This window comes from Nocardia coffeae (genome assembly GCF_019890715.1).
Taxonomy (GTDB): domain Bacteria; phylum Actinomycetota; class Actinomycetes; order Mycobacteriales; family Mycobacteriaceae; genus Nocardia; species Nocardia jiangxiensis.
In genome coordinates this window covers 1,731,168-1,757,048 of record NZ_JAINZY010000001.1, presented here as the reverse complement: position 1 = coordinate 1,757,048, position 25,881 = coordinate 1,731,168, and the positions used below count along the sequence as shown (strand labels likewise).

At 62.7% G+C, this 25,881-nt stretch carries 27 protein-coding genes; 8 read left to right on the top strand and 19 right to left on the bottom strand.

Going from position 1 to position 25,881, the window contains the following annotated elements:
- Positions 1 to 20 precede the first annotated feature (20 nt).
- From K7711_RS07625 to K7711_RS07600, 6 genes are all read right to left on the bottom strand, one after another.
- A complete protein-coding gene (locus K7711_RS07625) occupies positions 21 to 299 on the bottom strand; it encodes a DUF7683 domain-containing protein (protein ID WP_222966033.1) in 279 nt (92 codons plus the stop codon).
- Positions 296 to 1,783 (bottom strand): colicin E3/pyocin S6 family cytotoxin, encoded by a 1,488-nt coding sequence (locus K7711_RS47390; protein ID WP_235746599.1) that lies wholly within the window; start codon positions 1,781 to 1,783, stop codon positions 296 to 298. Before K7711_RS47390 ends, K7711_RS07625 begins: the two co-directional genes overlap by 4 nt.
- A complete protein-coding gene (locus tag K7711_RS48350; protein WP_222966031.1) occupies positions 1,780 to 2,076 on the bottom strand; it encodes a WXG100 family type VII secretion target in 297 nt (98 codons plus the stop codon). Before K7711_RS48350 ends, K7711_RS47390 begins: the two co-directional genes overlap by 4 nt.
- Positions 2,073 to 2,399 (bottom strand): WXG100 family type VII secretion target, encoded by a 327-nt coding sequence (locus tag K7711_RS07610; RefSeq protein WP_222966029.1) that lies wholly within the window; start codon positions 2,397 to 2,399, stop codon positions 2,073 to 2,075. Before K7711_RS07610 ends, K7711_RS48350 begins: the two co-directional genes overlap by 4 nt.
- 192 nt (positions 2,400 to 2,591) lie before the next feature.
- Complete coding sequence (gene ilvD / locus K7711_RS07605; protein WP_222966027.1) at positions 2,592 to 4,433, bottom strand: dihydroxy-acid dehydratase; 1,842 nt, start codon at positions 4,431 to 4,433, stop codon at positions 2,592 to 2,594.
- 367 nt (positions 4,434 to 4,800) lie between these two features.
- Positions 4,801 to 5,322 carry a PH domain-containing protein gene (locus tag K7711_RS07600; protein ID WP_222966025.1) on the bottom strand — a complete coding sequence of 174 codons (522 nt, stop codon included), beginning with the start codon at positions 5,320 to 5,322 and terminating at the stop codon, positions 4,801 to 4,803.
- Positions 5,323 to 5,680: 358 nt separating this feature from the next.
- Between K7711_RS07600 and K7711_RS07595 the strand changes: the two genes are divergently transcribed.
- From K7711_RS07595 to ilvC, 3 genes are all read left to right on the top strand, one after another.
- Positions 5,681 to 7,621, top strand: coding sequence for an acetolactate synthase large subunit (locus K7711_RS07595; protein ID WP_222966023.1), 1,941 nt, complete (start codon positions 5,681 to 5,683; stop codon positions 7,619 to 7,621).
- On the top strand, positions 7,618 to 8,121 hold the full coding sequence (gene ilvN, locus K7711_RS07590) for an acetolactate synthase small subunit (protein ID WP_040826388.1): 504 nt from the start codon (positions 7,618 to 7,620) through the stop codon (positions 8,119 to 8,121). Before K7711_RS07595 ends, ilvN begins: the two co-directional genes overlap by 4 nt.
- Before the next feature lie 228 nt (positions 8,122 to 8,349).
- Positions 8,350 to 9,363 (top strand): ketol-acid reductoisomerase, encoded by a 1,014-nt coding sequence (gene ilvC, locus K7711_RS07585; protein ID WP_222966021.1) that lies wholly within the window; start codon positions 8,350 to 8,352, stop codon positions 9,361 to 9,363.
- Between the two features lie 153 nt (positions 9,364 to 9,516).
- On the opposite strand, the gene K7711_RS07580 is transcribed toward ilvC, so the two are convergent.
- Positions 9,517 to 10,176 (bottom strand): hypothetical protein, encoded by a 660-nt coding sequence (locus K7711_RS07580; RefSeq protein ID WP_222966019.1) that lies wholly within the window; start codon positions 10,174 to 10,176, stop codon positions 9,517 to 9,519.
- Positions 10,177 to 10,293: 117 nt separating this feature from the next.
- Between K7711_RS07580 and K7711_RS07575 the strand changes: the two genes are divergently transcribed.
- Positions 10,294 to 11,055 carry a TetR/AcrR family transcriptional regulator gene (locus tag K7711_RS07575; RefSeq protein WP_222966017.1) on the top strand — a complete coding sequence of 254 codons (762 nt, stop codon included), beginning with the start codon at positions 10,294 to 10,296 and terminating at the stop codon, positions 11,053 to 11,055.
- A 26-nt stretch (positions 11,056 to 11,081) separates the two neighbouring features.
- On the opposite strand, the gene K7711_RS07570 is transcribed toward K7711_RS07575, so the two are convergent.
- Both K7711_RS07570 and K7711_RS07565 read right to left on the bottom strand, forming a co-directional pair.
- Positions 11,082 to 11,417 carry a hypothetical protein gene (locus tag K7711_RS07570; RefSeq protein WP_222966015.1) on the bottom strand — a complete coding sequence of 112 codons (336 nt, stop codon included), beginning with the start codon at positions 11,415 to 11,417 and terminating at the stop codon, positions 11,082 to 11,084.
- A gap of 225 nt (positions 11,418 to 11,642) precedes the next feature.
- Positions 11,643 to 12,062: a hypothetical protein gene (locus K7711_RS07565; RefSeq protein WP_222966013.1), complete on the bottom strand. Its 420-nt coding sequence runs from the start codon at positions 12,060 to 12,062 to the stop codon at positions 11,643 to 11,645.
- 186 nt (positions 12,063 to 12,248) lie between these two features.
- Between K7711_RS07565 and K7711_RS07560 the strand changes: the two genes are divergently transcribed.
- Positions 12,249 to 12,872: a DedA family protein gene (locus K7711_RS07560; protein WP_222966011.1), complete on the top strand. Its 624-nt coding sequence runs from the start codon at positions 12,249 to 12,251 to the stop codon at positions 12,870 to 12,872.
- A gap of 54 nt (positions 12,873 to 12,926) precedes the next feature.
- On the opposite strand, the gene K7711_RS07555 is transcribed toward K7711_RS07560, so the two are convergent.
- From K7711_RS07555 to K7711_RS07545, 3 genes are all read right to left on the bottom strand, one after another.
- Entirely contained in the window at positions 12,927 to 13,202 is a 276-nt protein-coding gene (locus K7711_RS07555; RefSeq protein WP_222966009.1) for a hypothetical protein, read from the bottom strand.
- Between the two features lie 127 nt (positions 13,203 to 13,329).
- Positions 13,330 to 13,746: a PPOX class F420-dependent oxidoreductase gene (locus tag K7711_RS07550; RefSeq protein ID WP_222966007.1), complete on the bottom strand. Its 417-nt coding sequence runs from the start codon at positions 13,744 to 13,746 to the stop codon at positions 13,330 to 13,332.
- Between the two features lie 145 nt (positions 13,747 to 13,891).
- Positions 13,892 to 15,292, bottom strand: coding sequence for a DNA cytosine methyltransferase (locus K7711_RS07545; protein WP_308014521.1), 1,401 nt, complete (start codon positions 15,290 to 15,292; stop codon positions 13,892 to 13,894).
- Between the two features lie 95 nt (positions 15,293 to 15,387).
- On the opposite strand from K7711_RS07545, the gene K7711_RS07540 reads away from it, so the two are divergent.
- On the top strand, positions 15,388 to 15,882 hold the full coding sequence (locus K7711_RS07540) for a very short patch repair endonuclease (protein ID WP_372460105.1): 495 nt from the start codon (positions 15,388 to 15,390) through the stop codon (positions 15,880 to 15,882).
- Positions 15,883 to 16,406: 524 nt separating this feature from the next.
- On the opposite strand, the gene K7711_RS07535 is transcribed toward K7711_RS07540, so the two are convergent.
- From K7711_RS07535 to K7711_RS07515, 5 genes are all read right to left on the bottom strand, one after another.
- Entirely contained in the window at positions 16,407 to 16,955 is a 549-nt protein-coding gene (locus tag K7711_RS07535; protein WP_222966003.1) for a HEPN domain-containing protein, read from the bottom strand.
- Positions 16,952 to 18,184, bottom strand: coding sequence for a DUF262 domain-containing protein (locus K7711_RS07530; RefSeq protein ID WP_222966001.1), 1,233 nt, complete (start codon positions 18,182 to 18,184; stop codon positions 16,952 to 16,954). The genes K7711_RS07535 and K7711_RS07530 overlap by 4 nt, the downstream gene beginning before the upstream one ends.
- Before the next feature lie 266 nt (positions 18,185 to 18,450).
- On the bottom strand, positions 18,451 to 19,284 hold the full coding sequence (locus tag K7711_RS07525; protein WP_222965999.1) for a protein NO VEIN domain-containing protein: 834 nt from the start codon (positions 19,282 to 19,284) through the stop codon (positions 18,451 to 18,453).
- Positions 19,268 to 21,097 (bottom strand): DEAD/DEAH box helicase, encoded by a 1,830-nt coding sequence (locus K7711_RS07520; RefSeq protein WP_222965997.1) that lies wholly within the window; start codon positions 21,095 to 21,097, stop codon positions 19,268 to 19,270. The genes K7711_RS07525 and K7711_RS07520 overlap by 17 nt, the downstream gene beginning before the upstream one ends.
- Positions 21,097 to 22,503: a ParB N-terminal domain-containing protein gene (locus K7711_RS07515; protein WP_222965995.1), complete on the bottom strand. Its 1,407-nt coding sequence runs from the start codon at positions 22,501 to 22,503 to the stop codon at positions 21,097 to 21,099. The genes K7711_RS07520 and K7711_RS07515 overlap by 1 nt, the downstream gene beginning before the upstream one ends.
- 117 nt (positions 22,504 to 22,620) lie before the next feature.
- Between K7711_RS07515 and K7711_RS07510 the strand changes: the two genes are divergently transcribed.
- Positions 22,621 to 23,316: a KpnI family restriction enzyme N-terminal domain-containing protein gene (locus K7711_RS07510; RefSeq protein WP_222965993.1), complete on the top strand. Its 696-nt coding sequence runs from the start codon at positions 22,621 to 22,623 to the stop codon at positions 23,314 to 23,316.
- 584 nt (positions 23,317 to 23,900) lie between these two features.
- Here the strand turns inward: K7711_RS07510 and K7711_RS07505 are convergent.
- The gene (locus K7711_RS07505; protein WP_222965991.1) at positions 23,901 to 24,329 is read right to left on the bottom strand and encodes a MarR family winged helix-turn-helix transcriptional regulator; all 429 of its coding nucleotides are present in this window, start codon (positions 24,327 to 24,329) and stop codon (positions 23,901 to 23,903) included.
- Positions 24,330 to 24,458: 129 nt separating this feature from the next.
- Here K7711_RS07505 and K7711_RS07500 point away from each other — a divergent pair, with 129 nt between their 5' ends.
- Positions 24,459 to 24,704, top strand: a complete 246-nt coding sequence (locus K7711_RS07500; protein ID WP_222965989.1) for a hypothetical protein — start codon at positions 24,459 to 24,461, stop codon at positions 24,702 to 24,704.
- A 96-nt stretch (positions 24,705 to 24,800) separates the two neighbouring features.
- Here K7711_RS07500 and K7711_RS07495 read toward each other — a convergent pair whose 3' ends face one another.
- Positions 24,801 to 25,793 (bottom strand): GIY-YIG nuclease family protein, encoded by a 993-nt coding sequence (locus K7711_RS07495; protein ID WP_222965987.1) that lies wholly within the window; start codon positions 25,791 to 25,793, stop codon positions 24,801 to 24,803.
- Between the last annotated feature and the right edge of the window lie 88 nt (positions 25,794 to 25,881).

Genomic DNA, 25,881 nt, shown 5'->3' with positions numbered 1-25,881 from the left:
CCAACTTCGCTGAAGCAGCCTTATTCTTCCGGCTGTTCCGGCTTGGGCGGCCAAGTCTCGCCATCGAATTCAGCCTCGGGTTCCAGGAAGTATGACTTCGACGAGTCGAAAGGGATATCTATACCTGCACGCTGCGAGATCGATCTGAGTTGATCAGCGGTCAACTCGTTGACGTACACGAGATTTTCAAAAGGGATACCCAATAGCTCGCACGCAAAGGTAGGCTCGATCGAAGTCACGTCGATCTCGCTGACCAACTGGTCGGATTCCCGGTCGAAGACTGTGACTTCCAATCTCATGGTTCAACCTTTCTATTTTTGTCTGCGGGCTTGGTTTGTACTCCGGTGTCGGGATCATACTCGCCAAGATGTTTACCGTTCTTATTGTACATTTCCACTGTTTTATGTTGGTAATCCCACTCGTATATCCGCCCTTTTGGATCCTTCCAACGCGGCCGCAGTGAACCTCCGCCTTGAACCGGAGTCTTTCGTACTGCCTTTGTCGCATCAGGGAATGCATTCAGAGTCTTTGGTGCCGGTTCGCGCTGGACCGGGCCGCGGCCCCCGGGACTCTTGCGAGCCATCGGCGAGACCATATTGCCCTGCACATCACGGGCCGAATCTGTAATGCCGCCCGCCGCCAGGCCGACACCGGCCGCGATAACTCCGGCTGAAGCAATGTTGGTGGGAACGCCGAGCACCGCTCCCAGGCCCGTAGCATCGAGCCCTGTTCCCAGGATCTCACCGCCGCCGCCCAATGTAGTCAGCGCGAATCCGGCGACCGTCGTGGCGATATCGGTTCCCATGCGCAATGGGTCATGCTGGATGGCATTTCCGTATGAAGCGGCTACATTGACCAGCTCCGCTGCCACATTATAGAGAACTATTCCCGCATATCGCGCGGCGTCGGATGCGATCTTCTCGACCTTCTCCGCCTCGGCGGCGATAATACTTCCGAGTGCATCGGCTTCGGATCCGAAATTGTCGAGTACCGTGCGGATGTCACCTGCGACGCCGCTATGATCACCTTCGATCAGGTGGATAACGCCCGAAATCAATGAGGACGGGTGGGTGACCTTCGCCGTGAGCCGCGCCAGCGCCTCGTCGATATCGTCCAAGTGCTGTGCGTACTGCTCGAGCTGCGCCGCAAGATTCGTGCAGGAGGTTGCCGTGTTTGTCAGCCAGTCAGCGATGGAACCGATCGAATCACAGATATCCTCCCCCTCGGGCATCTTCTGAGCGGCAACGTCTGCCTTGGGGCCGCTGAGACTTGTCGAGTTGGCACTGCACGTTGCGCTCATCGAACGCCACGCCGCGGCGGCGGTGCGTAACTTACCTTGGTCACCGTTCGGGCAAACCATGCCGACGAGTAATTCCGCAGTTCGCGCAACTATCGACTCGCCTACGCCCCCCTCACTTGATGGCGGGTACTTGACCTCGATCTTCGGCGTTTCGGCTGGAAAGGGAAACGGGCAACCGTCGGTGGTGCTGATATCAGATGCTGCGTTGGCGTTGCCATGATTGGCTCCGCATGCCTTGATGGCATCGCCGGTGCGTGCTGTTCCATTGACGATATTCGTCAATGCCAGCATCAGCGCATTTGTCGTCTTGTTGACAGATTTCGCCAGTACGACGCCGGATGGATCGTTGCCGCACATACCGCTGCATGCGGAAAGGCTGGTTTGAAGTGCCGTCAATTGGGCGGAAACGGCACTCGACACGTTGTTCAGGGCAGAGCCTACGCTGGTTAGCGTACCCGGCGATACGTTGACCGGCGGGCTCATATATTGAACATTCCCTTATTGCCCTTCAGAGCCGTGCCGTAATTGCCGTGTGCGGACCGCGCAGCCGTCTCGATCGAGTGCAGTCCGTCGCGAATTTCCACGGCTGCCGTACTCCACTCCGCGTGCGCGGACGAATATGCCGAGGCAGCCTCGCCCGACCAGGATTGCATCAGCTGTCCCGCTCGCTTGTCCAATTCGGCGAGATGCTCGGTCAGGAGTTCGGCAAGCGCCTTTATCCGACCGGTTACTTGATCCAGGTGATCGAGGTCTACGGAGAAATCAGCGCTGCTCACGGCAAGTCCAACGAACTCACCGCGGACGCGAATGTCGTATCGGCCTGGGAGAAGTTCTCCGCTGTAATGCCGAGCTTGTCGGCCAACCCGAACAGTGCGTCCCACACGTCCGCAGCTCCAGCGTGCAGTTCGCCCCAACCTGCCTGGTAAGAACTCGCCGCTGCACCTGTCCAGCTGGTTTCCAGACCGCGCACCTCGTTATCGAGCATCGATGCCGCAGCCCGAAGTTCCGAGGCGAGGCGATATGCGGTACGACCGAATTCCTTCACATCCTCCGGCGCAACATCGAAAGCGCTGCCAGTGGTTCCGTCCGATGACGTCAATGGATACTCATCCCCCTCGATGTCACTGTGGCACTTCGTCTTTACAGCTCTCTCGCAAGCCTACCCGCCTCGAGAAGGCTGATGCGACCTTCAGTCGGAGAGACACGGGTGGAGTCGAAGACTCCGATCATCAACCCCACCAACGAATTCGGGCCCGCTCACAGTGAGCGGGCCCGAATTCGTCGAGACTGTTTACGGCACGCGGCGCACGGCGCCCTTGTCGGCCGACGTCGCCAACGCGGCATAGGCGCGCAGGGCGGTGGTGATCGGGCGATCACGGGCAACCGGCTGCCAAGGCCGTTCGCGCGCATCCATTTTCGCGCGACGCTCGGCCAGCACCTCGTCGGAGACCAGCAGTTCCAACGCCCGGGTGTGCACGTCGACGCGGATGCGGTCGCCGTCCTCGATCAGGCCGATGGTGCCGCCGCTGGCGGCCTCGGGGGAGATGTGCCCGATGGACAGGCCCGAGGTGCCGCCGGAGAAGCGGCCGTCGGTGATCAGCGCACAGACCTTGCCCAGGCCGAGGCCCTTCAGGAACGAGGTGGGGTGCAGCATCTCCTGCATACCGGGGCCGCCCGCAGGGCCCTCGTACCGGATGACGACGACGTCGCCGGCGGTGATCTTCTTGCCGAGGATGGCCGAGACCGCGTCCTCCTGCGACTCGAGCACCACGGCCGGACCTTCGAAGGTGAACAGGTCCTCGTCGATGCCCGCGGTCTTGAGGATCGCGCCGTCGGGGGCGATATTGCCCTTGAGCACGCACAGCCCGCCCTCGACGGTGTAGGCGTGCGCCAGATCGCGGATGCACCCGCCCTCGGCGTCGGTGTCCAGCGACGACCACCGGTTCTCGGTGGAGAACGGCACGGTCGTGCGCACACCGCCGGGTGCGGCGTGGAACAGCTCCAGCGCCTCCTCGGAGGCCTTGCCCGAGCGGATGTCCCAGGTGTCCAGCCATTCGTCGAAGCTGCGGGTGTGCACGGTGGAGACGTCGGTCTCCAGCAGATCCGCGCGACGCAGCTCACCGAGGATGGCGGGAATGCCGCCGGCCCGGTGCACATCTTCCATGTGGTAGTCGGAGTTGGGGGAGACCTTCGACAGGCACGGCACGCGACGTGAGATCTCGTCGATGGTGCCCAGGTCGAAGTCGATCTCGCCCTCCTGCGCGGCGGCGAGGGTGTGCAGCACCGTGTTGGTGGATCCGCCCATGGCCACGTCCAGCGCCATCGCGTTGCGGAAAGCCTTGGCGTTGGCGATGTTTCGCGGCAGCACCGAGGCGTCGTCGTCGCGGTACCAGCGGTTGGCGGCCTCGACGATGGTGGTCCCGGCCCGCTCGAACAGCGCGCGCCGCGCGGCGTGGGTGGCCAGTGTGGAGCCGTTGCCCGGCAGCGCCAGACCCAGCGCCTCGGTCAGGCAGTTCATCGAGTTGGCGGTGAACATGCCCGAACAGGAACCGCAGGTCGGACACGCGCTGCGCTCGACCTCGGACAGGCCCTCGTCGTCCACGGCGCTCGAGGCGCTCGCGGAGATGGCGGTGATCAGGTCGGTCGGGGCCTGGGCGACGCCGTCCACGACGACGGCCTTACCGGCCTCCATCGGGCCGCCGGAGACGAACACGACCGGGATGTTGAGCCGCATGGCGGCGTTCAGCATGCCGGGGGTGATCTTGTCGCAGTTGGAGATGCACACCAGCGCGTCGGCGGTGTGCGCGTTGACCATGTACTCCACCGAGTCGGCGATGATCTCGCGGCTGGGCAGCGAGTAGAGCATGCCGCCGTGGCCCATCGCGATGCCGTCGTCCACGGCGATGGTGTGGAATTCGCGCGGTACGCCGCCCGCGGCCCGGACCGCGTCCGCCACGATCTCGCCGACGTCCTTCAGATGCACGTGGCCGGGGACGAACTGGGTGTACGAGTTCGCGATGGCGACGATCGGCTTACCGAAGTCGGAGTCGGTCAGGCCGGTGGCCCGCCACAGCGCGCGTGCGCCTGCGGCGTTGCGTCCGGCCGTGGTGGTGCGTGAACGAAGCGGTGGCATAGGTGTCGGGTCCTCGAATCTCGTCGCGGGGGCTGTTCGGCGACTGGTGACTGCCTGGACGGCCCTTTTACGGTACTCCCGAGTGAGGAGGGTGTGATGCGCCGGTGGGCGACTTCGCGGCCCGCGACATTGTTGCGCCGCGATCGGCCGATTTCTGTACTAGCACACAACCGGCGGCCGATATTCCCGCGGCATCAGCGGACGTGTCGGATCCGCTGACATGGAGCCGCACATCCAGCGCGATCCAGCGGACTCTGCTCGCCGCGATGGCCCGGGGAGATCGCATCGGGTGCGCCGAGGAGATCAGGCCGGGCGATGGAGGTCAGGTGCCGGTCGCGGGTCCGCGGCGAGAATCAACAGTGTGCGATCACGCGGTGTGCGTGGCAGAGCCGTCGGCGCTGTTCTTCTCGTCGGACTCGGCGGTGGCCTCGGCCGCGTTGGTGATCTCGGTCTCGTCGCCGGTGTCCTCGGCCGCGTCGTCCCGTGCTGCGGCGGCCTCGGCGCGGGCCTTCGCCTCGGCCTCCTCGGCCGCGGCGAACGGGTCCGGAATGCGCCCCCCGCTGGCCTCGACCAGGATCCGCAGCCGGTCGTATCCGACCGCGGGCAGCGGCACCTCGGAGCCGTCGGATAGATGCGCCCGCACGTAGCCGCGCTTGGGAATGCTCACCCCTTGCAGCTGTGACCAGTCGATATGCCGCGAGCCGAAGAACGTCCGCAGATCCAGCCCCGACGCGGACACCTTCGTCCGGGTCCGCTCGATCCAGATCACGACGGCGATCGGAATGACGAACAGAATCCACAGCACCTGGGGCCACCCGAAGAACGCGAACGCCACACAGAGCAACAGCACGAACACGGCGAGATGGCCGAGGCGCGGGTTTCTGATCACCCGACCCGTATCGGATGCCTGGTCGGCGGTGTGGGACGATCGAGCAGGTGGCACGGACTGATGCGACGAGGACACACCCACATCCTCGCATCACGGCGATCGGACACAGATACCGCCCTGTCTCACATGATGGGACACCCATGTCAGGGAATTTGACTCAACGCTGCACGCCCACATACCGTCGTGCGCGTGAATCGAATCGAGCTCCTCGTAATCGGCCGGCGCGTCCAGCGCTGAGACTGATTACCTCAGCTCGTAGCTGCGACGCGCCACCCTCGATCAGCCATCGGCTGTCGGGGGCTTTTTTGTGTTCAGGCCAAGTTCCGCTAGAGAAGACAAGCAGTAAAGGATCAAGACGGTGAGCGCACCTACCGCACGGCCCGGGCCCTCGGCCCGCAGGCCCGCGCCCTCGGCCAATCAGCCGGCATCCGCGACTACTGCCGCACCGAACCGCCGCCAGGTCCCGCCCGAGCGGGTCACCGGCGCGCAGTCGGTCGTCCGCTCCCTCGAGGAGCTCGGCGTCGACACGGTCTTCGGCATTCCGGGCGGTGCGGTACTCCCGGTCTACGATCCGTTGTTCGATTCCACCAAGGTTCGTCACGTGCTGGTTCGGCACGAGCAGGGCGCGGGTCACGCCGCGACCGGATACGCCCAGGCCACCGGCAAGGTCGGTGTGTGCATGGCCACGTCGGGACCGGGTGCGACGAACCTGGTGACGCCGATCGCCGACGCGCAGATGGACTCGGTGCCACTGGTCGCCATCACCGGACAGGTCGGCCGGAGCCTGATCGGCACCGACGCCTTCCAGGAGGCGGACATCTCCGGTATCACCATGCCGGTCACCAAGCACAACTTCCTGGTCAACGACCCGCTCGATATCCCGCGCATGATCGCCGAGGCGTTCCACCTGGCCTCGACGGGTCGTCCGGGCGCGGTGCTGGTCGACATCCCCAAGGACGTGCTGCAGGCGCAGACGCTGTTCAGCTGGCCGCCGGAGATGCGGCTGCCCGGCTACCGCCCGGTGACCAAGCCGCACGGTAAGCAGGTGCGCGAGGCCGCCCGGATGATCCTGGACTCGAAGTCCCCGGTGCTGTACGTCGGCGGCGGCGTGATCAAGGCCGAGGCGTCGAAGGAACTGCTGGAACTGGCCGAGCTGACCGGCATCCCGGTCGTCACGACGCTGATGGCGCGCGGCGCGTTCCCGGACAGCCACCGGCAGAACATGGGTATGCCCGGTATGCACGGCACCGTGGGAGCCGTTGCGGCGCTGCAGAAGTCGGATCTGCTGATCACCCTGGGCGCGCGGTTCGACGACCGGGTCACCGGTCAACTCGATTCGTTCGCCCCGAACGCCAAGGTCATCCACGCCGACATCGACCCCGCCGAGATCGGCAAGAACCGGCACGCGGACGTGCCGATCGTGGGCGACTGCCGCGAGGTGATCGCCGAGCTGATCGAGACGCTCAAGGCCGACCCCGCGCATTCGACCGCCGAGAACGCTGCGCTGCTGGAACTTTCGGACTGGTGGAGCTACCTGGACGGTGTCCGCGAAAGCTATCCGCTGGGCTGGACCCCGCCCTCGGACGGTTCGCTGTCCCCGGAATTCGTCATCGAGAAGCTCGGCCAGCTCGCCGGTCCCGACGCGATCTACTGTGCCGGAGTCGGCCAGCATCAGATGTGGGCCGCGCAGTTCATCAAGTACGAGAAGCCGCGCACCTGGCTCAATTCCGGTGGTCTGGGCACGATGGGCTACGCCGTTCCGGCGGCCATGGGCGCGAAGATGGGCGCTCCGGACAAAGAGGTGTGGGCGGTCGACGGTGACGGCTGCTTCCAGATGACCAACCAGGAGTTGGCCACCTGCGCCGTGGAGGGCGTGCCGATCAAGGTCGCGCTGATCAACAACGGCAACCTCGGCATGGTCCGCCAGTGGCAGACCCTGTTCTACGAGAAGCGGTACTCCAACACCGATCTGGGCACCCACACCCTGCGCATCCCCGATTTCGTCAAGCTCGCCGAAGCGCTGGGCTGCCACGGCATCCGGGTGGAGAAGGAAGAGGATGTGGAGGCCGCGATCCGCGAGGCACAGTCCATCAACGACCGCCCCGTGGTGATCGACTTCATCGTCGGCAAGGACGCGCAGGTGTGGCCGATGGTCGCCGCCGGCACCTCCAATGACGAGATCATGGCAGCCCGCGGTATCCGCCCGCTGTTCGACGACGACGAAGCGGCCGCGGAGCCCTCGGTGATCCACGAGGCGATGGCGCACGAGCAGGCCGGGCAGAAGGGGAACCACTCATGAGTACCACCCACACCTTGAGCGTGCTGGTGGAGGACAAGCCCGGTGTGCTGGCTCGGGTGGCGAGCCTGTTCTCCCGGCGCGGATTCAACATCGAGTCCCTCGCGGTCGGCGGCACCGAACTGCCGGACGTCTCGCGGATGACGATCGTGGTGACGGTCGAGGACCTGCCGCTCGAGCAGGTCACCAAACAGCTCAACAAGCTGGTGAACGTCATCAAGATCGTGGAGCAGGATTCGGACAACTCGGTCGCCCGTGAGCTGATCCTGGTCAAGGTGCGGGCCGATGCGAGTGTGCGCACCCAGGTCATCGAATCGGTGAACCTGTTCCGCGCCAAGGTGATCGACGTCTCGCCCGACGCGCTCACCGTCGAGGCGACCGGCACCCGGTCCAAACTCGACGCACTGCTGCGGATGCTGGAACCGTACGGCATCCGGGAGATCGTGCAGTCCGGTGTCGTGGCCGTGGGCCGCGGGCCCAAGTCGATCACCGCGACCCGGTGACGTCGATCGGGCTCCACGCCGTACGCGGTGGTAGGGGACGGGCGCTGCACCGACGCGGCGTCGCGAGGACTAGGGTTGTCGTCTGTCGATAGGTCGGCGCAACTGCTTTCCCCCGCTGGTGCGGGGTCCGATCGAAATTGATGCATTGAACTGAATGCGCCTCGTGGCGCGCATACCGAACACACTCCCCGGCATGCTCCGGGGGCCATCCGCGAAGGGATACAACCAGTGGCTATCGAGCTGTTCTACGACGACGACGCCGACCTGTCGATCATCCAGGGACGCAAGGTCGCCGTCATCGGCTATGGCTCGCAGGGGCACGCGCACTCGCTGAGCCTGCGTGACTCCGGCGTCGAGGTCCGCATCGGCCTGAAGGAGGGCTCGAAGTCGCGGGTCAAGGCCGAGGAGGCCGGGCTGACGGTCGGCACCCCCGCCGAGGTTTCCGAGTGGGCCGACGTGGTCATGCTGCTCGCCCCCGACACCGCCCAGGCGTCGATCTTCACCAACGACATCGAGCCGCACCTGAAGGACGGCGACGCGCTGTTCTTCGGCCACGGCCTGAACATCCACTTCGGCCTGATCAAGGCTCCGGGCAACGTCACCGTCGGCATGGTCGCCCCCAAGGGCCCCGGCCACCTGGTGCGTCGTCAGTTCGTCGACGGCAAGGGCGTGCCCTGCCTGATCGCCGTGGACCAGGACCCGAAGGGTGAGGGCCAGGCGCTGTCGCTGTCCTACGCGAAGGCGATCGGTGGCGCCCGCGCGGGCGTCATCAAGACCACCTTCAAGGAGGAGACCGAGACCGACCTGTTCGGTGAGCAGGCCGTGCTCTGCGGTGGCACCGAGGAACTGGTCAAGACCGGTTTCGAGGTCATGGTCGAGGCCGGTTACGCGCCGGAGATGGCCTACTTCGAGGTGCTGCACGAGCTGAAGCTGATCGTCGACCTGATGTACGAGGGCGGCATCGCGCGCATGAACTACTCGGTGTCCGACACCGCGGAGTTCGGCGGCTACCTCTCGGGCCCGCGCGTCATCGACGCGAGCACCAAGGAGCGCATGCGCGAGATCCTGAAGGACATCCAGGACGGCACCTTCGTCAAGCGCCTCGTCGCCAACGTCGAGGGCGGCAACAAGGAGCTCGAGGGCCTGCGCAAGGCCAACGCCGAGCACCCGATCGAGGTCACCGGCGCCAAGCTGCGCGGCCTGATGAGCTGGGTCGACCGCCCGATCACCGAGACCGCGTAAGGTTTTCGCTTCACCTGCGGCCCGGCACCTTCCGAAGGTGCCGGGCCGCAGTGCGTTTCGGGGCGGTGCTACGCGCCCGGACTTCTGTGCGGGGCCATTCGCCGGCGGATCGTGAGGTTCGGCGCGCCTGGGCCGAGACCGGATGCCTTCTCCTCAGGCTGGTTGCGGTTGTGTGGAGTTGGCGGGGGAGGGCTGCCGCAGCAGGGTGACGCCGACGGCGAGCAGCCACAGCATCAGTATCCCGCCGGTGGTCGCGGTGGTGCCCCAGCCGTTGGCGGCGTAGAAGTGGGCCGGGGTGTTGCCGAAGAACATCGACGGGACGAATACCCAATTCACCAGTGCCAGAACGTATGCCGACCACGCTGTCCACGTCGGGAGGATGCGGGTGAGGCGTACGGAGGTGGCGAAGGCGAACAGGAACAGGCCCATCAGCAGTTTCGAGATGGTGCCGTAGAGGATGTAGGTACCGCTGACGGCGATCGTCGGATCGATGTCGGCGGGTGACTGGATGACCGCGCCCACCTCGAGTCCCATGCTCACGAACGCGACCGCCAGCCACATCAGGCCCGCGGTGCTGGTCAACGTGCCGAGCCAGCGGTATTGCGGGCCGAGTTCGCTCACCAGGTGGCCGATGCCGGTCATGAAGACCACGTAGAACGTCAGCCCGATCAGGCCGAACAGCGACCGGGTCAGGATGTTCGAGTCCGGCGGGGCGCCGGAGTAGACGAAGTACAGCGGCAGTTCGATGAGCTGGCACACCGCTCCCAGCAGTGCGGTCGCTCCGGTGATACGGCGAATGACGGTGGTGTTCATACGGTCTCGCTGTTCGTTCGGTGAGGTGCCGGTGCACATCGACACTAAGTATATGGCTTAAACTATAAGACATATACTTAAGGTTCGGGCAAGCCTCTGTGGAAGGATGTTCGGATCATGGCTGAGCGACAGATCCCCGACGATCTGGCCCGCCTGTGGCGGCTGCCGCTCGGTACCCGCCTGGGTCGGCCGGCCGAGTTGGACGTGGACACGGTGGTCCGCACCGCGATCGACCTGGCCGACCGCACCGGCCTGTCCGGCGCGACCCTTCCGAAAATCGCTGCCGCACTCGGCGTCACGCCGATGTCGCTGTACCGCCACATCGGCTCCAAGGACGAACTGATCGCCTTGATGTCCGACGCCGCTTTCGGTCCGACTCCGGAACCAGGCCCAGACGACGAACCTTGGCGTTCGGCCCTGAGCCGTTGGGCGCGAGATCAATTCGCCGTCTTCGAACGTCATCCGTGGCTCGTGCAGATCCCGATCAGCGGCCCCCCTCGAGGCCCGCACGCCGTCGGCTGGATGGACGCGGGCCTGCGCGCGCTGCGCGCGACCGATGCCGACTGGGGCACGAAGATCGGCGTCATCACCGTCCTGAGCGGCTATGTGCGCCAAGGCTTCCTGATGGCGAACCAACTCGACACCGCCCGTCGCGCAGCCGACCTCGACGAGTCCCGTGCCCTGCGAATCTACAGCCGCGAACTCACCCAACTCGTCGACCCTGACCGCTTCCCGGACGTCGCCGAACTCCTCGCCGCGGGCCTGTTCGAATCGGTCCCCCCACCCGACACCGCCGACGAGGACTTCACCTTCGGCCTGGAACTGATCCTCGACGGCGTCGCGGGAGTGCTCGAAGGAAGTGAAACCTACAAGGGCTGAACGGTTTCTGTCGTTCGGGCGAAGTGTCAGCAGAGCACGCTGATGAAAACCCGTCGTTCGGCAGGACCTGTGGTGTGCAGGGCGACGCGTCGTGCCGGAAGCGCGTGGGCGTTTTCGACACTGACGTTTCCGTCATCGGATTTCAGGACGTCGGCCACCACCCCGGCCTCCTTGAAGTAGCCGGGAATGTCCAGCGGCACAGCGGCGCTGAAGTGCCGGAGTCCGTACCGCTGCCGAAAAGTATCCAGCTGACCCAGCGGAATATCGACGACCGCCCACAGCGTCTGCCCGGATCCGAAAAGCGCCCCAGGCTGGTCCGCAACCACATGGGGCGGACGCGCAAAGTGGATTTCCCGCGCCATTGCGTCCAAGTCGACGTATCGCCGGGCGAGCACCCGGCCGGAGGAACTTGCCGAATCTCCGCCGCACCGGCACTTCGCCTACCGAGCACTCGATCGCATGTTCTGCGCAGAGGTGTTTTCGGGAACGCGGTCTCGTGGGTCCGGTGGGGCCGGTGGCCGTGCGATGAGCCGACTGCCTCCGCGGATAGATGAGGTGTATCCGCGGAGGACAGAACGGCTGCCGGATCAGCGGCGGTTCAGGGTGACTCCCGCCAGCGGATACGGTGCCTTCAACTGGGTTCCCGCGATGTTCGGTACGCCGATCCAATGTCCGAACCGCGGGTCGATGTCCTGTAGATCCAGGCCGAACGGCCTGCCGTCGAAGGTCACGCGAGTTTCGTCGGGACCGACGGGGGACTGACGTCCGGTGACCCCGGACTCCCCGCAGACCAGTACGACGACGATGTGGTCGACGAATACCTGCAGGTCGCAGTTCTCCATCGGGGAGCCGACGACGTTGGAGGGGTGTCTGATGATGTGATAGGTGCCGGGTGGGATCACGCCGTTGCGCGGGAATTCCGGGTCGTCGGCGGAGGCGACGGCCGGGACTGTGGTGAGAGCGGCGGCGGCGAGTGCGATACCGGCGGCGATACGACCGAATTTCATCCGTTCGGCTCCTTCGGGGGTCGATTCGTGTTCGGGTCGATCTGTACGTGAGGTATGTCGTGACGAACGTTCGATTTGTTCCATTCGGAATCTAGCCGCCGATCGAGCTGTGCAGTCGATATCGGTTCGGACAGTCCGCGACCATCTCGCCTGAAATCGCTCGCCGCAGTGGCTAGCGTCGATGGCATGGACTCGCTGGTTCAGCGCGTACTGGGCCTTCAGCCGGTGTGGACGTACCTGGTTGTGGCGCTTCTGGTGTGCGCGGAGGAGGCGATGGTCTTCGGCCTGCTGGTGCCCGGTGACACCGCCGCGATCTTGGCCGGCGTCGCCGCGAACCGCGGTCGGCTGGATCTGCCGACCACCCTGGTCCTCGTGGTCGTAGCCGCAATCGTCGGCGCGAGTGTGGGATTCGGCACCGGCAGGATCTTCGGCGCGCGAATCCTGCGCTGGGCGGTGTTCGAACGCCATCGTGAGCGGTTGGACCGCTCCGGCCGATACTTCGAACGTCACGGCAGCTGGGCAGTGATCTTCGGCCGTTTCAGCACGTTCTTCCGAACCATGCTGCCGCAGCTGGTCGGCATGTCCTCGATGCGATATTCGCGGTTCCTGTTCACCAGCACACTCGGCGCGATCATCTGGGGTTGCGCGATGGTGATGGCCGGTTACGCGATCGGCGAGTCGTTCACGGTGATCCTGCAACGAGTCGATTTGTGGGCGGCGGTGGTCGTCGTCGCACTCGTCGTTCTAGGCGTCGTCTATTGGAGATGGCGACGTCACCGCCGAGTCGCGACCACCCCCGACGAGGACTGACAGACACGACGATGGCCCGGCACCCCGTGCGGTACCGGGCCATCGCCCCCGGATCTAGCTGCTCCCGAACCATCCCGGAGGTACGGATCGCTGCCATCCCCGATGATGGTGGTGACGCCGCTCGTAGGGGTAGCGATCGTCCCACCGGCCATGACGATTCCAATTGTCCCAGGTCCCCGGCACGTCCCACGGAACGTTCCAGTGCTCGTGCCGAACCTGCGTAACGTGCGGGGCAGTCGGCTCGGCCTGCGCCGGAACAGCCAGCGCCGCAAGCGGGACCGCAACGATCGCCCCCGCGAACACCGCCCGCGCCCAGTACCGTCTGCTCATCCCGACCACCTTCCAACTCGATTGCCCTGCAAGCAGTCTCGCGCAGAAACAACCGAAGGTCACCGGCCGCGGCCCGACTTCCGGGTGAGAATCCCCCGCAGGGATGAGACCCCCTCAGGGACAACCCTTACCCGACGACCCGAGCTTCCCCGTCGGGGTTGTCCGGATCGATATGCCAACTGTGGATCCGAACCGGCCGAATCCGAATGATCTTGTTGGAGAACCACTCCGGAGCGACCGGCGGCGTCTCCACGGTCAGCACCTCGGCAACTCCCCGAATGATCACCCCGCGCCCCCAGCCTGGCTTGACCGCTCCCGGCTCATCGGGAGTCATATCGTCAACGGCGAATGTGACGTTCGGATTCTTCTCGACGTTCCGGTACCGCTGAGACTCCGGGTTCGGGCCGCCGATATCGATGGTCCCGTCATCGTTCAGTTGGAAGCCAACGGGGGCGATGAGGGGCTTGCCACCTGGGGTAACAGTCGCCAGGCGGCCGAGGTTCTGGGTGCTCAGGTAGACGCGCTCGAGTGGTGTGAAGGGCATGTAGCGACTGTAAAACCTCAAGCTGAGTCGAGGTCAAGATCTCAAATGCGGATTTGATAAGGAAAGGCGCCTACAATGAGCTCTGTTCATCGACGAGTCGGGTATTGGCCCGGCTCCCCCATCTGGTGCAATAGAAACAAAATGATCAGCGATTTTTGTTGCGCCGCTGGTCTGCTCTAAGCACATCTATTATCGATCTGCCTACTGCTCGCGCAACAGGTGGAGGAAAGGCATTTCCTACCTGCCGATATTGGGCTGTCTTCCCGCCAGCGAAGTCCCATTCGTCGGGAAATCCCTGAATGATAGCAGCTTGCCGTACGGTGAGCATAGGCCCATCAGGTCCGAAGAGGTCCCGTGCTTCGGTGCCTTTCAGGGCGCAGGTGTCAATATCATTGGCGACACCCATCCCCGAGATTCCGAGTTGCTTCCATGCTGCTTTTGCACGACTGGGTCCAAGGTCTGCACCACCATGCTTCTTTGAACCGCCGACGAGAGTTGGCGCAATGCCACCTCCCTTATCGTTGAGTGCCTCGTGGCGGTCGGATGCTTTCTTGAACCATCGCTCGAAAGCTTCTTCGGCGGCTCCCGGCGCAGCGCTGTCGAAATACGGCCTGAATCGCTCGAGCATCGAAGCCTTGAGACTGTCGGCAACACTGACCGGCGTTTCCTGGGGCCATTCGCCTGGCCATTTGTAGGTGATACCTTCAATGACGTCGTTCCGGAAGGCAACCAGGACTGCGCGCGGCCGAAGCTGAGGGACTCCGAAGTGGCTGGCTTCCAGCACTTCCCATTCGCCCATCGTGTATCCGAGGCCGGTCTCAGTGACAATATTGCCATGATCGTCCTGGAAAGTGCCACCTGTCAGCTTCGCCTCGATCCAAGCTCGGTAATTGGCGAACTTCTGGTCCATAATTCCCCGTACATTCTCGATCATCACGGCCCGAGGCTCAAGCATCTCGACCAATTCGAGCATGCGCGGAAAAAGGTCACGTTCGTCATCTTTGCCGAGTTGTTTCCCAGCGTGTGAGAACGGCGGACATGGAACGCCTCCGGCGAGAAGGTCCAGCTCGCGCTTCTCGAGTGGGATGATTCTCTTCGTCAGATCATTGAACGGGTCGAATTCCTTGACATCACTAGTCAGTACGTCGCAATTTTGTCGCTCCCAGTCCCATACTTCGTGGTCCTCGATATTGAGCCGGAGAGTCTGCGCCGCATAGCTGTCGATCTCAACCAAGGCGAGGTGGCGGAAACCTGCCTGGTGCAGACCAACCGCCTGGCCACCGGCTCCTGCGCAGATTTCGATCGATGTGAACTCGCGCTTCACAGGTAATGAGTAGGCATTGCCGGTCTTCTTCGACTTCGCTGTACCACGCGAGCGTCGCTTCGCGGTAGCGGATTTGCGTTGGGAGGCAGCGTGTTTGGTCTGCACCTTCTGCTTGATACGAACCGCGGGCAGTTGGAAGAGAGGCTCGGGGTCTGCTTGGTGCGGTGTCGACGGCTCCTGCCGGCCTTCGGTCCCGGTCCCGGTGTCGGAAGCGTCGGTCACGCCGAAACCTTTCGATAGGGAAGTCTGACTTGAGTGCCTGTGCGTGCGGGAGTATCTTTCCGCACGACATGTGCTCGCCTCGAACGGGGACAGTGGTGGCGGAGAGCGTACTGGAAGAAGCGCGGAGGAAGGCCCACGAACGCGGGGTATACCCGGCCCCGCTCAACGAGGGCCGTTCGCGGAACATGCGGGCCAATCGCCGCTCCGACACTAAGCCTGAAGTTGCGCTGCGAAGCGCGCTGCATCGCATGGGGTATCGATACCGCAAGGACCTCAGGCTCGATCTCGGCTCCATGAAGGTCCGTCCGGACATCGTTTTCACGGCCCGCAAGGTCGCCGTTTTCGTGGACGGCTGCTTCTGGCATGTTTGCCCCGAACATGGTAGTCAACCAGCCACCAACGAGTGGTACTGGACGCCGAAGCTTCAGCGGAACATCGAACGAGATCGTGCGTCGAACGATGCCCTGATTGCTGGCGGCTGGCGTGTCGTTCGCCTCTGGGAGCACGAACATCTGGAGGCTGCTGTGGCTGCCGTTACCAGAGCGCTGGAGAAGGACCGACCCGAACATGTGAGCGATCATATGGGATGAGGTCGAGGTTGATCGCCAGACGCAGCATACGCGCTAGATTCGTCAATCGTGGGCGCGCCGTTCAGGATAGAGCTGCTTGGCTGGAAGCCGAGCAAGAAGAACAAGCTGGGCTGGGAGCAGGGTCCCAACTCAGCGGATGCCCATGGCGCAGCAAGCGTGGAGCTGGCCGCCTACGTGTCCGGGCTGCTGGACGAACCGAATCACCGCCGGGATAGAATCTGTTGTGCCGCCGACGAATCCGGAAAGGCTGCCCGAGACGTTAGCCCTCACAGACCCTGTCCAACGAACTTCTGACTCTGGGTTTCTAGCCGGAAGTGGGAGCTGGACTGAGGCAAGAGCATCATGGGCTGCGCCCCGTATCGGCATCGGACAGGTTGATGCCGATACTGCCAAGCCTAGGAACTGGTTACTTGATCAAACCGGATGCCTGATCGCCCTGAGTGGTAGACAGTTACGGTCAGCGTCGTCCTAGACTTTCAACAACCTCAATCGGTTTTTGGGAGATTGGTTCGTGCTCACCGAACTCAAACTCCGGTGCTCGCAAAGATAATTTCTTCGAATCTTCCTGGGAAATGAATAGCTGAGCAATAGAATTTAAACAATTCCTCTGGAGTTTCGTCTAAGGTGTATGTTGCATAATCTCTATGGACGAGCTGATTTCTCAGATTCCCTAACCGCATAAATGCGTAATGCTGTTTTTCGAATGTATCGTCTCTCTTTCTTTTTTGATCAAATAATTCACCACAGGTTTTGCCGAAGCTGCTGAAGAACGGCTTTGCCTTTTCGTTGTCCCAATCGAAGAGCTGATGGTATCCTCTGGCCATTACCCGCTTCTGTATAAAAGCCCCAAGCTCGTTTCTTCCATGGTTGCAGAAGAGGGACTCTACGACGTTCTTTACCTGATCCTCAAGGCTGCTGGCGGCCGCTACCAGTATGACCTTGTGAAAAGTGCGATTCAATGCTGCCAGTCCTGATGGGCTTCGGTCCCTTAGGTCATCCACCAAGCCGAGATAGTCTCCATAGAGAGACCCGACCGCCCCGGTTTTTTCGTGATCAACCCCCGGCTCGGTCATATTAGCGCCTTGATTTCTTCTTCAGCAAGTCTTATGCGATCTTTAATATTATTAGATTTCGTAGACCCTTGATGTAGCGATTTAGCGAACCTGTCATCAGACTTTACACGCCTGACGGCGCGGACTGCGTCCTGCGGCGCGAGTGTAGGTTTCCCTTGGCGGACCCATCCTGCAAAGAAGCTCTCAAACAAGACGCCGCTGAACTTACCTGCCCGATCGAATATTTCTGTCGTCCCTTGAGGGAAAATGGAAAAGAAAGCTCGAAGATCTGATATGGCGGCGTCTGCCTGCGGAGCCGAGAATGCTTTGACTTCTTCGCAGAAGGCATTCACAAAGGCTGTCATCGAACCGCCGAAGCTATCAAGCTTTCGTGCTAGAGCTAGACTGCGGAGCAAGAACTCGGTGTCTCGCATACGAGGGTCAGGTATTGGCTGGCCAACCAATTCTCGCCATTCATTCTGGGTGTTCAGCTCCAATACCGAGTCGATGAGATAGGAATGATAGAGGCTGGCTCGAATTTCCTGGGGTGTCAGGTTTACGCCGCCTGTGTTCAGGCGGCTGAATATTTCGTACATAGCTGAATCGCCGGCTGGGCTCATCTGCTTTACGACTACATTTCTCATGGTTCGAAGGTCGAGGACAATCTTTTCTTCGCCCAGGTTCACGTATGAGAGGCCATGGTAGCGATTCGGCTGTCCGCTCGCTGACTTTGGGAGAGTCAGACTGAAATCTGTGAACAGGGTGCTGTCTTCCAGAAGGGATGCATCTATCTTTCCTGAGCTAAGGCTTGGCCGAAGTAATCCTCTAATCTTTGGAAGTGGGAATCTTCCCTTTGCGAAGAAGTATAAAGTAAGCAGACGTTGCTGGCCATCGATGACAATAAAATTGTTTCGACTCTCTTCGTATAAGAAGACTTGAGGGACGGGGAGGCCGATTAGCAGAGACTCTATCAACTTGGAGGCTCGCTTTTTGTCCCAGACGAAATTCCTTTGGAAAGCGGGTACCTTTAATGCGCCTGATTCGATAAAGTTAACTAGAGTTGCGAAGTTCCAGTCATTTGGAGAGGAAACGATATCGTATTCAATAACTGACAGGTCATCGTCCTGTTCCTGTGACGCATCGTCGAGCCATGAAACTGGCCCGCCCGTCGGCGGCCGCCAGGCGTTTTGGTCGTCGATCGTGTCCAACTCCGCCTGGCTGTCGACGTCTTCTGCGCTGTCCCTTTCCATGCCAACGGGTCCTTCGTGTCGATGGTTTAAGTATCAAGCTAGCGTGCGCATCGTATCCGACTGCTGCGCGTCGACCGTCAGAAATGATCAGTCTTTCCCTAGTCAGGCACTGAAGCCGGTCCCTTACCTGGATGGTCGTCCGGGGTCGGAACCTTGATTTCTGGGACCATCTGGCCTTTTGCGTCCAGGAGGTCCTCGGTGCTCTGCGTGAAACCGACAGACGGTTTGGTGAGAGCTCATCGCTGCGGGAAAGGCCCTGCGGTGCGTCACCAAGATGGGAGTCGGCGTGCAACATCTTCGCCGAGCTGCGGTATCCCGTCGTCGATGACCTCGGCGGGGATCTCAAGCTTGCACGACGCCCAGCTCCCAAACGGGCCAGAATCGCATGGCACATTTTCAGCGATCCAGTCGCTAGGCACAGAGCCGACGCTGATGATCTTGAGGTCAGCGGTCAGGCGCACGGTAACGAGTACCCACTGGTCATCGCGGAGCATCACGCTGTACTCGTGCCGCGACAGGTAAGCGGTGAACCGGCCGAGCCGCAATGTGCTCTTCACTTCCAGGTGAGCGGACACCGATCCCTGGGCGAAGGCGATGTCATAGCCGAACCCATCCGACCAGGTCGACACATGGTCGACGCGGCCGTCAGTACCGTCCCTGAGCAGGGTGACGAGCGCTGCTTCGCCGGCAGTACCCACCCGCTTGCGAGCTTCGGCGTCGACCTTGCCCCAGCTGGCGACGAGTTGCTCGAATACCCCGTTTGCATCGATGCCCAGCACTTCTCCGGCCGAGACTATATCGGAGGGCAACTCGTCGGGTGATTTAACGAGCTCGTCAGCATCCTGCACCCAGGGTGGAGCTGCCTTTTCAAAGATCGTGCTAAGTATCAGGTCGGCTGCTGGGATCGTGGACCTCACATTCGCTAGGAGCGCCAGGTCGCGTAACCAGGTGAGCGCGGTCGCGTACTGGGTGGGTGTCAGGTCGCTGTACTGCGTGTGGGTCGTCAGCAGGGCCTGGGCGCGAGGAATGCCGCCGCTCGACGGTAGAATCTCCAGCCAGCGCTTAGCGGCGAGCAGGACCGGCTCAGGTGGAAGACGCACGCAGGTGTCCCATCAGCGCCTGAAGGTCGGCTCGGTCGAGACCCCCGCCGACTGCGGGCTCTTGATCAAGATCGGCGAGCTGCTGCACCGCCGGATCATCGAGGATTCCGCCCATGAACGTCAGCTTGTCCGCGAGCCTTTTCGCGACCTGCTCATCGATGGTGCCCTCCGAGACCAGAACTGTGATGCGAGTCGTGATGTCGTGCCTGAGTCCGAGGCGGTGAATGCGGTCAAGGCTCTGTAGGAAGCGGCCTGCAGCAAAATCGCGATCCACGTACACGGCGTCATGGCACTCGTGATGCAGGCTGATCCCTTCGCCGAGCGTTGCGGGGTTGGACAGCAGGACCATGCAGCCCTGGTCGGTCCGGAACCGCAGGACCTGCTCCTCACGGTCCGGGGTTCCGCCGTGCACCATGGCAGGATCAAACTGCGACAGAACTCGCTGCAGGGTGTTGAGGCTGCGGATGAAAGTCGACCACACGAGAGTCTTTCGCCCTTGTGCGGCGTTCTCACGGACGATCGCGAGTACTTCCTGGTACTTCGGCGACATCTCGTACGCCGGCAGGTCCTGCATCAGCTGATACAGCGAGGATCGCTCCGGCACAGAAAGCGGCGGCACCTGATACGCAAGCGGCTCATACCGGGTGGTCCCGACTGCGAGGAGAGCCGGACTGGTTGCAGCCATCAGCATGTAGATCAGGATTCGGCCGAGGGCCTGGAAGTCGCCCTCGGATCCTGATGCACGAGCGGAGAACTGGCCGAGGAGGGCCTCGTAGATCTCGGCGTGCAGAGGTGGGAGTGGGATAGTCCGAAGGGTCGTCTGCACCGGCGGTAGATCAAGCTCACCCTTGGTTGTCCTGGCGAAGAGTGGCCTGAGCGCTCGGCTAGCCTCGGCGAGATCGCCGCCATTGACCGCCCGGAGAACGCTCTGGCGGCCGGTCCCAGGCCACACGAACCCGAAGAGATTCTCCAAGTCTCTGACCCCGTTTGGAGCCGGGGTGCCGGTCAGGATTAGCCGCCGCCGACTGCGGGGACCAAGTGCAAGGCACGCCGCGCCATACGCCCCGTCTGCCCCGAGCTTCATCCGGTGGGCCTCGTCGAGGATGATCATCGATGGTTGCTCCGTCAGCCAGCGGCCGAGGGAGCTGACCAGGTTCGGGAGGCGCTCGTAGTTGACGATGATCGCCTCCGAGGTACCCGGCGTGACACCATCAGCGATCTCCATGGACAGGGGGGGCTGCAGGCATTCGGTGTTCTCGTCCTGCCACGCACCGTAACTTGACTTGGGTCCGACGATGAGCAGCCGCTCTATGCCCTCCTGGCGGCGTAGCGCATGGAACACGGCTAGCCCCACCCTTGTCTTGCCGGCGCCGGGGACGGAAAAGTTCGCTCCGTGCCGCAGCGACAGCAGCTTAGCGATGTCTCGACGCTGGAACGATGTGAGGTCACCGGTCCAACCTGGGCTGAGGAGGTCGGGGACTGACTCAGGACTGACCGCCCCTGGTGTGTCCGCGATGTTAAGTCTGTCGGAAACCGTCTGGGCGTCCCGGAGCGAGTCGACCACAAGCGCCTGCAACTGCGCGTCCCAGATCACCTCGCCGTCCGCCTTGTGCGGCCAGCTATTGAGGGCCTCAAGATTCGTCAGGAGATCGTCGAGCTCGATCTCGATGCTGCTCGGCGAACGCTGGGTGCTCGTCTGGAAACTGACCGCCAGTCGGCGAAGATCATCTTCCAGGCCAGGCCGAGCAATCAGCCGTGCGCGCGTCACCTCGGCTGCGAGGCCGATCGAGAGGCTCGGACCTTCATCCGCCATCACCTGGACCGGACCGCCTCGAGGAGCCAGGCTACGCCTTCCCCTGGTGCTGGGAACGTGCGTCCTGCCTGCCGGGCCAGGCTTTCGAGGCTGTCGCGGAGCACGATGAGAGCATCGTCGAACGCCTCTTCGTCCAGGGCGCGCTTGGCCTTCGCCTCGGCGAACTCGTTCGCGCACTGGGTCACGTAGTCTGCGGCGTCGGTCAGGCGCTCTGGTACGGCTGTCTGTCGCTTCACCAGTTCGGCGTTCTGCCCGGCGAGCTTCACCGCGACGTTGAATGTCTCGCGTGCCTTTCTCATCGTCGCCGACGCCTCTGCGACCTCTTCAGGGGTGGCACTGTTGCCATCGAGGGACACGGCCTTTGCTCGCAGCAGCCGGTTCGTCAGAGCTTCGGCGGCCGCTGAGTCACTGCTCTCGCTCGGCAGGGTTGCCCCTGGAATGCCCAGCACCGAGACCGGTTTCGAGGCGGGCACTATGGGCTTGAGGTCTTCAGGGAGGCGGCTCGCGAGGTACCGCGTGTGGAAGTCCGCCTCAGCGAGACGCAAGGACGTCTTAGGGTAGTCGAGAAGCACCATGGCCAGTCGTGACTGCATCAGGCGCTTCGCAGCATCGGGGTCCGTCGTGGCCAGCTTGGTGTAGTCGCGGTGGAGCTCTCGCAGCTTCTCCTGATGCTGCTCGAAGTCGATCAGCCGCAGTGACGCATCATCGTCAGTCTTGCTGCGATCGATGGCATCGAGGATCAGTTTGTAGACCCAGCGATCACGCTGCAGGGTCGCAAGCTTGATGTTGAAGTCCTTGGCGACGTCGGCCTCGGAGCGACCGCGACCGAGCTCCTCGTCGATAGCGATCAGACGGTTGATATAGGAGTAGTCGCGTCGGCGGTCCTTTCGGAGCTGGAGAGACAGCTCGACGTTGTTGATGTCCTGGCGCGAAGTGTCAGCGGGGAGGACACCGACCCTGATGTTCTGCTCGCCGAGGTCGATCAACGCTGCAGCCCGGGTGTTGCCGTCGACCAAGATCCCGTGCGGGCTCACGATGCCGGGCTCACGCTGGCCGACGTCGTCCAACTCGTCCATCAGGGCCGTGTAGTCGGGGTCGGTCTGGTCCGGATTCGCCGGCCTCTGTCTGAGCAGGTCGTGGAGGTACTCCTGGGCTACCTGCCCCCAGGGGTCTTCGTCTATGGCCCTGTTTCGCACTGGGTCGAGAGTCCGCTGAGCGCGGATGCGGTGAGTGTCCGGGTTGAAGTAGAGCATGTCGACCGGCATTGAGATCACGTACAGATGTCGCGGTTCGCCGCGCCAGTCGATCGTGACCTTCGCGCCATCTTCAGCCATCGCTTGCTTAAGGCGCTGGCTGATAACAGCGTTGATCTCCTCCCCTTTGGGAGGAATGCCGAAGTCTGGCATGGGCGCTCCTTTGGAAAAATTGAGCCTGGAACCGGTGCAACAGCAACATTACAAATGGGGCCGGAACATCGCCAGGAATCGGTAAGGTGGCGTCGGTGCATAAGGGAGGAGCCGATCGTGGAACAGCCAGTGTGGGATGATCCAGCGTTTTCAGCAGGAACTATGATCCGCGGGGCACTCTGGCTCCTGCAAGTGGTCGGCGAGGGCAATACCTTCACGAAGAATCAGCTCCGCGATGCATTCCCCGGCGTCTCGCAGGTTGACCGCCGTATCCGGGACCTTCGTGACTATGGATGGGTCGTGTACTCGAACACTGAGGATGCGTCACTGTTTGCCGAGGACCAGCGGTTCGTTAAGGCAGGCATTGCCGTCTGGGATCCGAAGGCGCGCCGAGCCGCTGCGCCGCAGAAGGCGATCTCAAACAAGGATCGCCAAGCTGTGCTCGCACGAGACAGCTTCATGTGCACGCTGTGCGGTATCGCGGGTGGCGAGCCCTATCCCGACGACGTGGTGATGACTGCGGTTCTCGCAGTTTCCCGGCGCACAGTCAGCGGTGCCGACGGACGCGAGACAGAAGTACTCATCACCGAGTGCAAGCGATGCCGGGCGGGTCGCGGCGACGCGCCTATAGACGTGAAGGAGGCGGTCGCCGCGGCACGCGAGCTCGGGCCAGGGGAACTGCGTCGCTTTCTCCGGTGGATGGAGCGGGGTCGCCGCGGTGCTACCGAGCTCGACCGCGCGTGGGCGGCCTACCTCCGGGTACCGCCAGGCCAGCGAAAGGAAATCGCTGATCAGCTCATAACGGTGAAGTAGCCCATACCTGACTACGCGGACCCTATGCGAGCCATAGGGACTCGTTTAGCCCGTGCTGCGAGGATCGGTTTCGACCAAGAACGGTGGCGTGGCTACCCCGTGGGTGATGGGGAGCCGAGGATCGATCACCGTCCGGCGGATTCACTTCCAGGGCAAGCTGAGAAGCGATGCGTTGCGTGAGTGATTAAGAGCGACATGAAGGTTCGGCTCAGCAGGATGGTTGATCGTGGCGACTGCGAGTGTGCTGGCCATCCTGTCGGCTGTGGTGGGTTCGGGCATTCGGCTACATCGCGGATCCGCAGGACTGCTACTTGCTCGCCATCGGGATCTACTGGGATCAGGGCTTTCGTCGTCGTTGCGGTGATGTTGTTGCACCGCAACGATGCCGGGCGCGGGACATTAGGTGTTTCGTCGCGGATCGGTGTGGTGGGTGGGGCGGTCTGCTTGGGGACAACCTTGTTGATGGGACGGTCTCGGCGAAGGGGCTCAGTGCGATCGCGGTCATGGTGATGGGGTGCTGATGGCGCCGACCGGCCTTGTCGGGGTCGGTTATTCGCTGGTATCAGGCCGCGTAAGGCCGAACCTCACCCCTCGGCCGGAACCCCCGGAATGGGCAGGCTCGCAGTCAAATGGTCGAGAAGCGGTGTGAGCCGCCCCAGCTCGGCGAGGTGCAACTCGCTGAGCGCCTCGATCCGCTCCTCACCCAACGCGGTGGCGATCAGACGCACTACGCGTGAGTCCTGCGGATCCCGAATACGTTCCACCAGACCGGCATCCACCGCGCGGTCCACCAGGCCGACGGCGCTGTGGTGGCGGACGGTGAGGTAGTCGGCGACCTCGCCGATGGTGGGGCCTTGGTGGTCGGTGTGGCCGGTGATCGCGAGCAGGAGTTGGTGTTGGGCGGGGGTGAGGCCTACCTGTTTGGCGCGTTCCTCGCTCCAGCGCTCGAAGCGGCGTAGGGCGGTGCGGAAGTGTAGGAGCGTGCTGTAGTCACGCGATGTCAGCTTGGGCATGCCGGTTCCAATTCCCTCATATCGCGTACCGGTCGGTGCGATTGACTGATTGTTCACACCGTACCGCCCTTGTATCGGGTCACGACATATAAGTATCGTAGTACGATATTTGTAGAAGGAGTTGAGCCCATGACATTGGACATTCTGGCTTTCGTACTGCCGGTGATCGTCTTGATCCTGGTGATCGTGGGGCTGCTGATCGGCTGGTCCGAGCTGTCCGACCCGCCGACCTCCACGAACTGTGTCAACTGTGACCGGTGGATGATCAACAAGCATCACCGGGCGCAGCCGATATGCCTGCGGTGCCGCGTGAAGTACCTGTTCACCGAGCCTCAGCCCCATCCCCGGCACAGCGATCTGTACCGGATCCACTGAGGGCGATCCGGGCTCCCGCCGATGCGACGTTGGTGAACGACCGGATCGGTCGTGGATGGTGTCGGATTCGGGCAGGTTCCGGGCTGATCGGCGGGATCAGGTCTCCCCGCCGAAATCCATTTGCTGGCGGTATGCCTCGGTCAGTACGTCGTTGGCCAGATCCTGATTGTGGTTGCGGGCGTAGCGGGAGATGCCGCGGCGCATCATCCGGATGTTCAGGCCGTACGCGAGGTCGAAGAAGTCGTAGCCGCCGGTGACCGAGTCGACGTTGATGTCCTCCTCGATCAGGTCGTACAGACCGAAGACCCACGACCAGACGCGCTGATTGCGATAGGTGCCGGGTAGGGCGTGGAACAGATCGCTCTCGATGGTCAGGTCCTCGTCGCTCATCCCCTTCGGGATGTCGACGTTCATCCGGATCGTGGTGTAGAGACTGCCGTCGTCGAGTTTGCTCTCCGAGACGAACAACGTCTCCAGGGCGCCGCAGCGCAACGTCATCAGCCGGCGCCCGCCTCGTGAACGGGTCGGCAGCGCGGAAATGTTCCACAGGTAGCGCTGGGTGTTCACCGGATCGGGAATGGTCTCGTTGATGTACAGCGCGATGGCGGCACGCAGTGCGGGATAGTCGTTGTGCCGGTGCAACTCCCAGTAGCGGTGTCGTTGCTCGCCGGCGGTTCCGGCTTCCACCGTGGTGCGTGATCCGCGGTCCCAGGGCAGCACGATCGAGCGTGCGTGCTCGACCGGGACGAATTCGTCGTCGTCGTCACCGGCGAGATAGACCCACTGCTTGTTGCGCAGTTCGGTGGTCTGCTCGAGCAGGGAGATCAGGTGACGCTCGGCGAAATCGAGGTCCTCGACCGGCCAGGGCGCGAAATCGATCGTCTCGATGTCGTTCCACATCCGGGCGTGCGCGGAGAATCTGGCCGCCACGTTGACGGACTGGCCCACATACGCCTCACCGTCCCCGAAGTGCAGGACGTACAGGCCGCAGAGCGTCGTCTCCGCGACCAGGAGCGGCGTGATGGTACCCAGACCCGACACGTTGTAGCACTTGAATCGGTACTCGGGCTCGAGCGCATCGTTCGCCATGGGTCATCGATATCAGAATTGCCAGGCGGCGGGGTAATTATGCATGCCTATCGATACCCATGAAACCCGGTGCGTCCCAGATGAACAG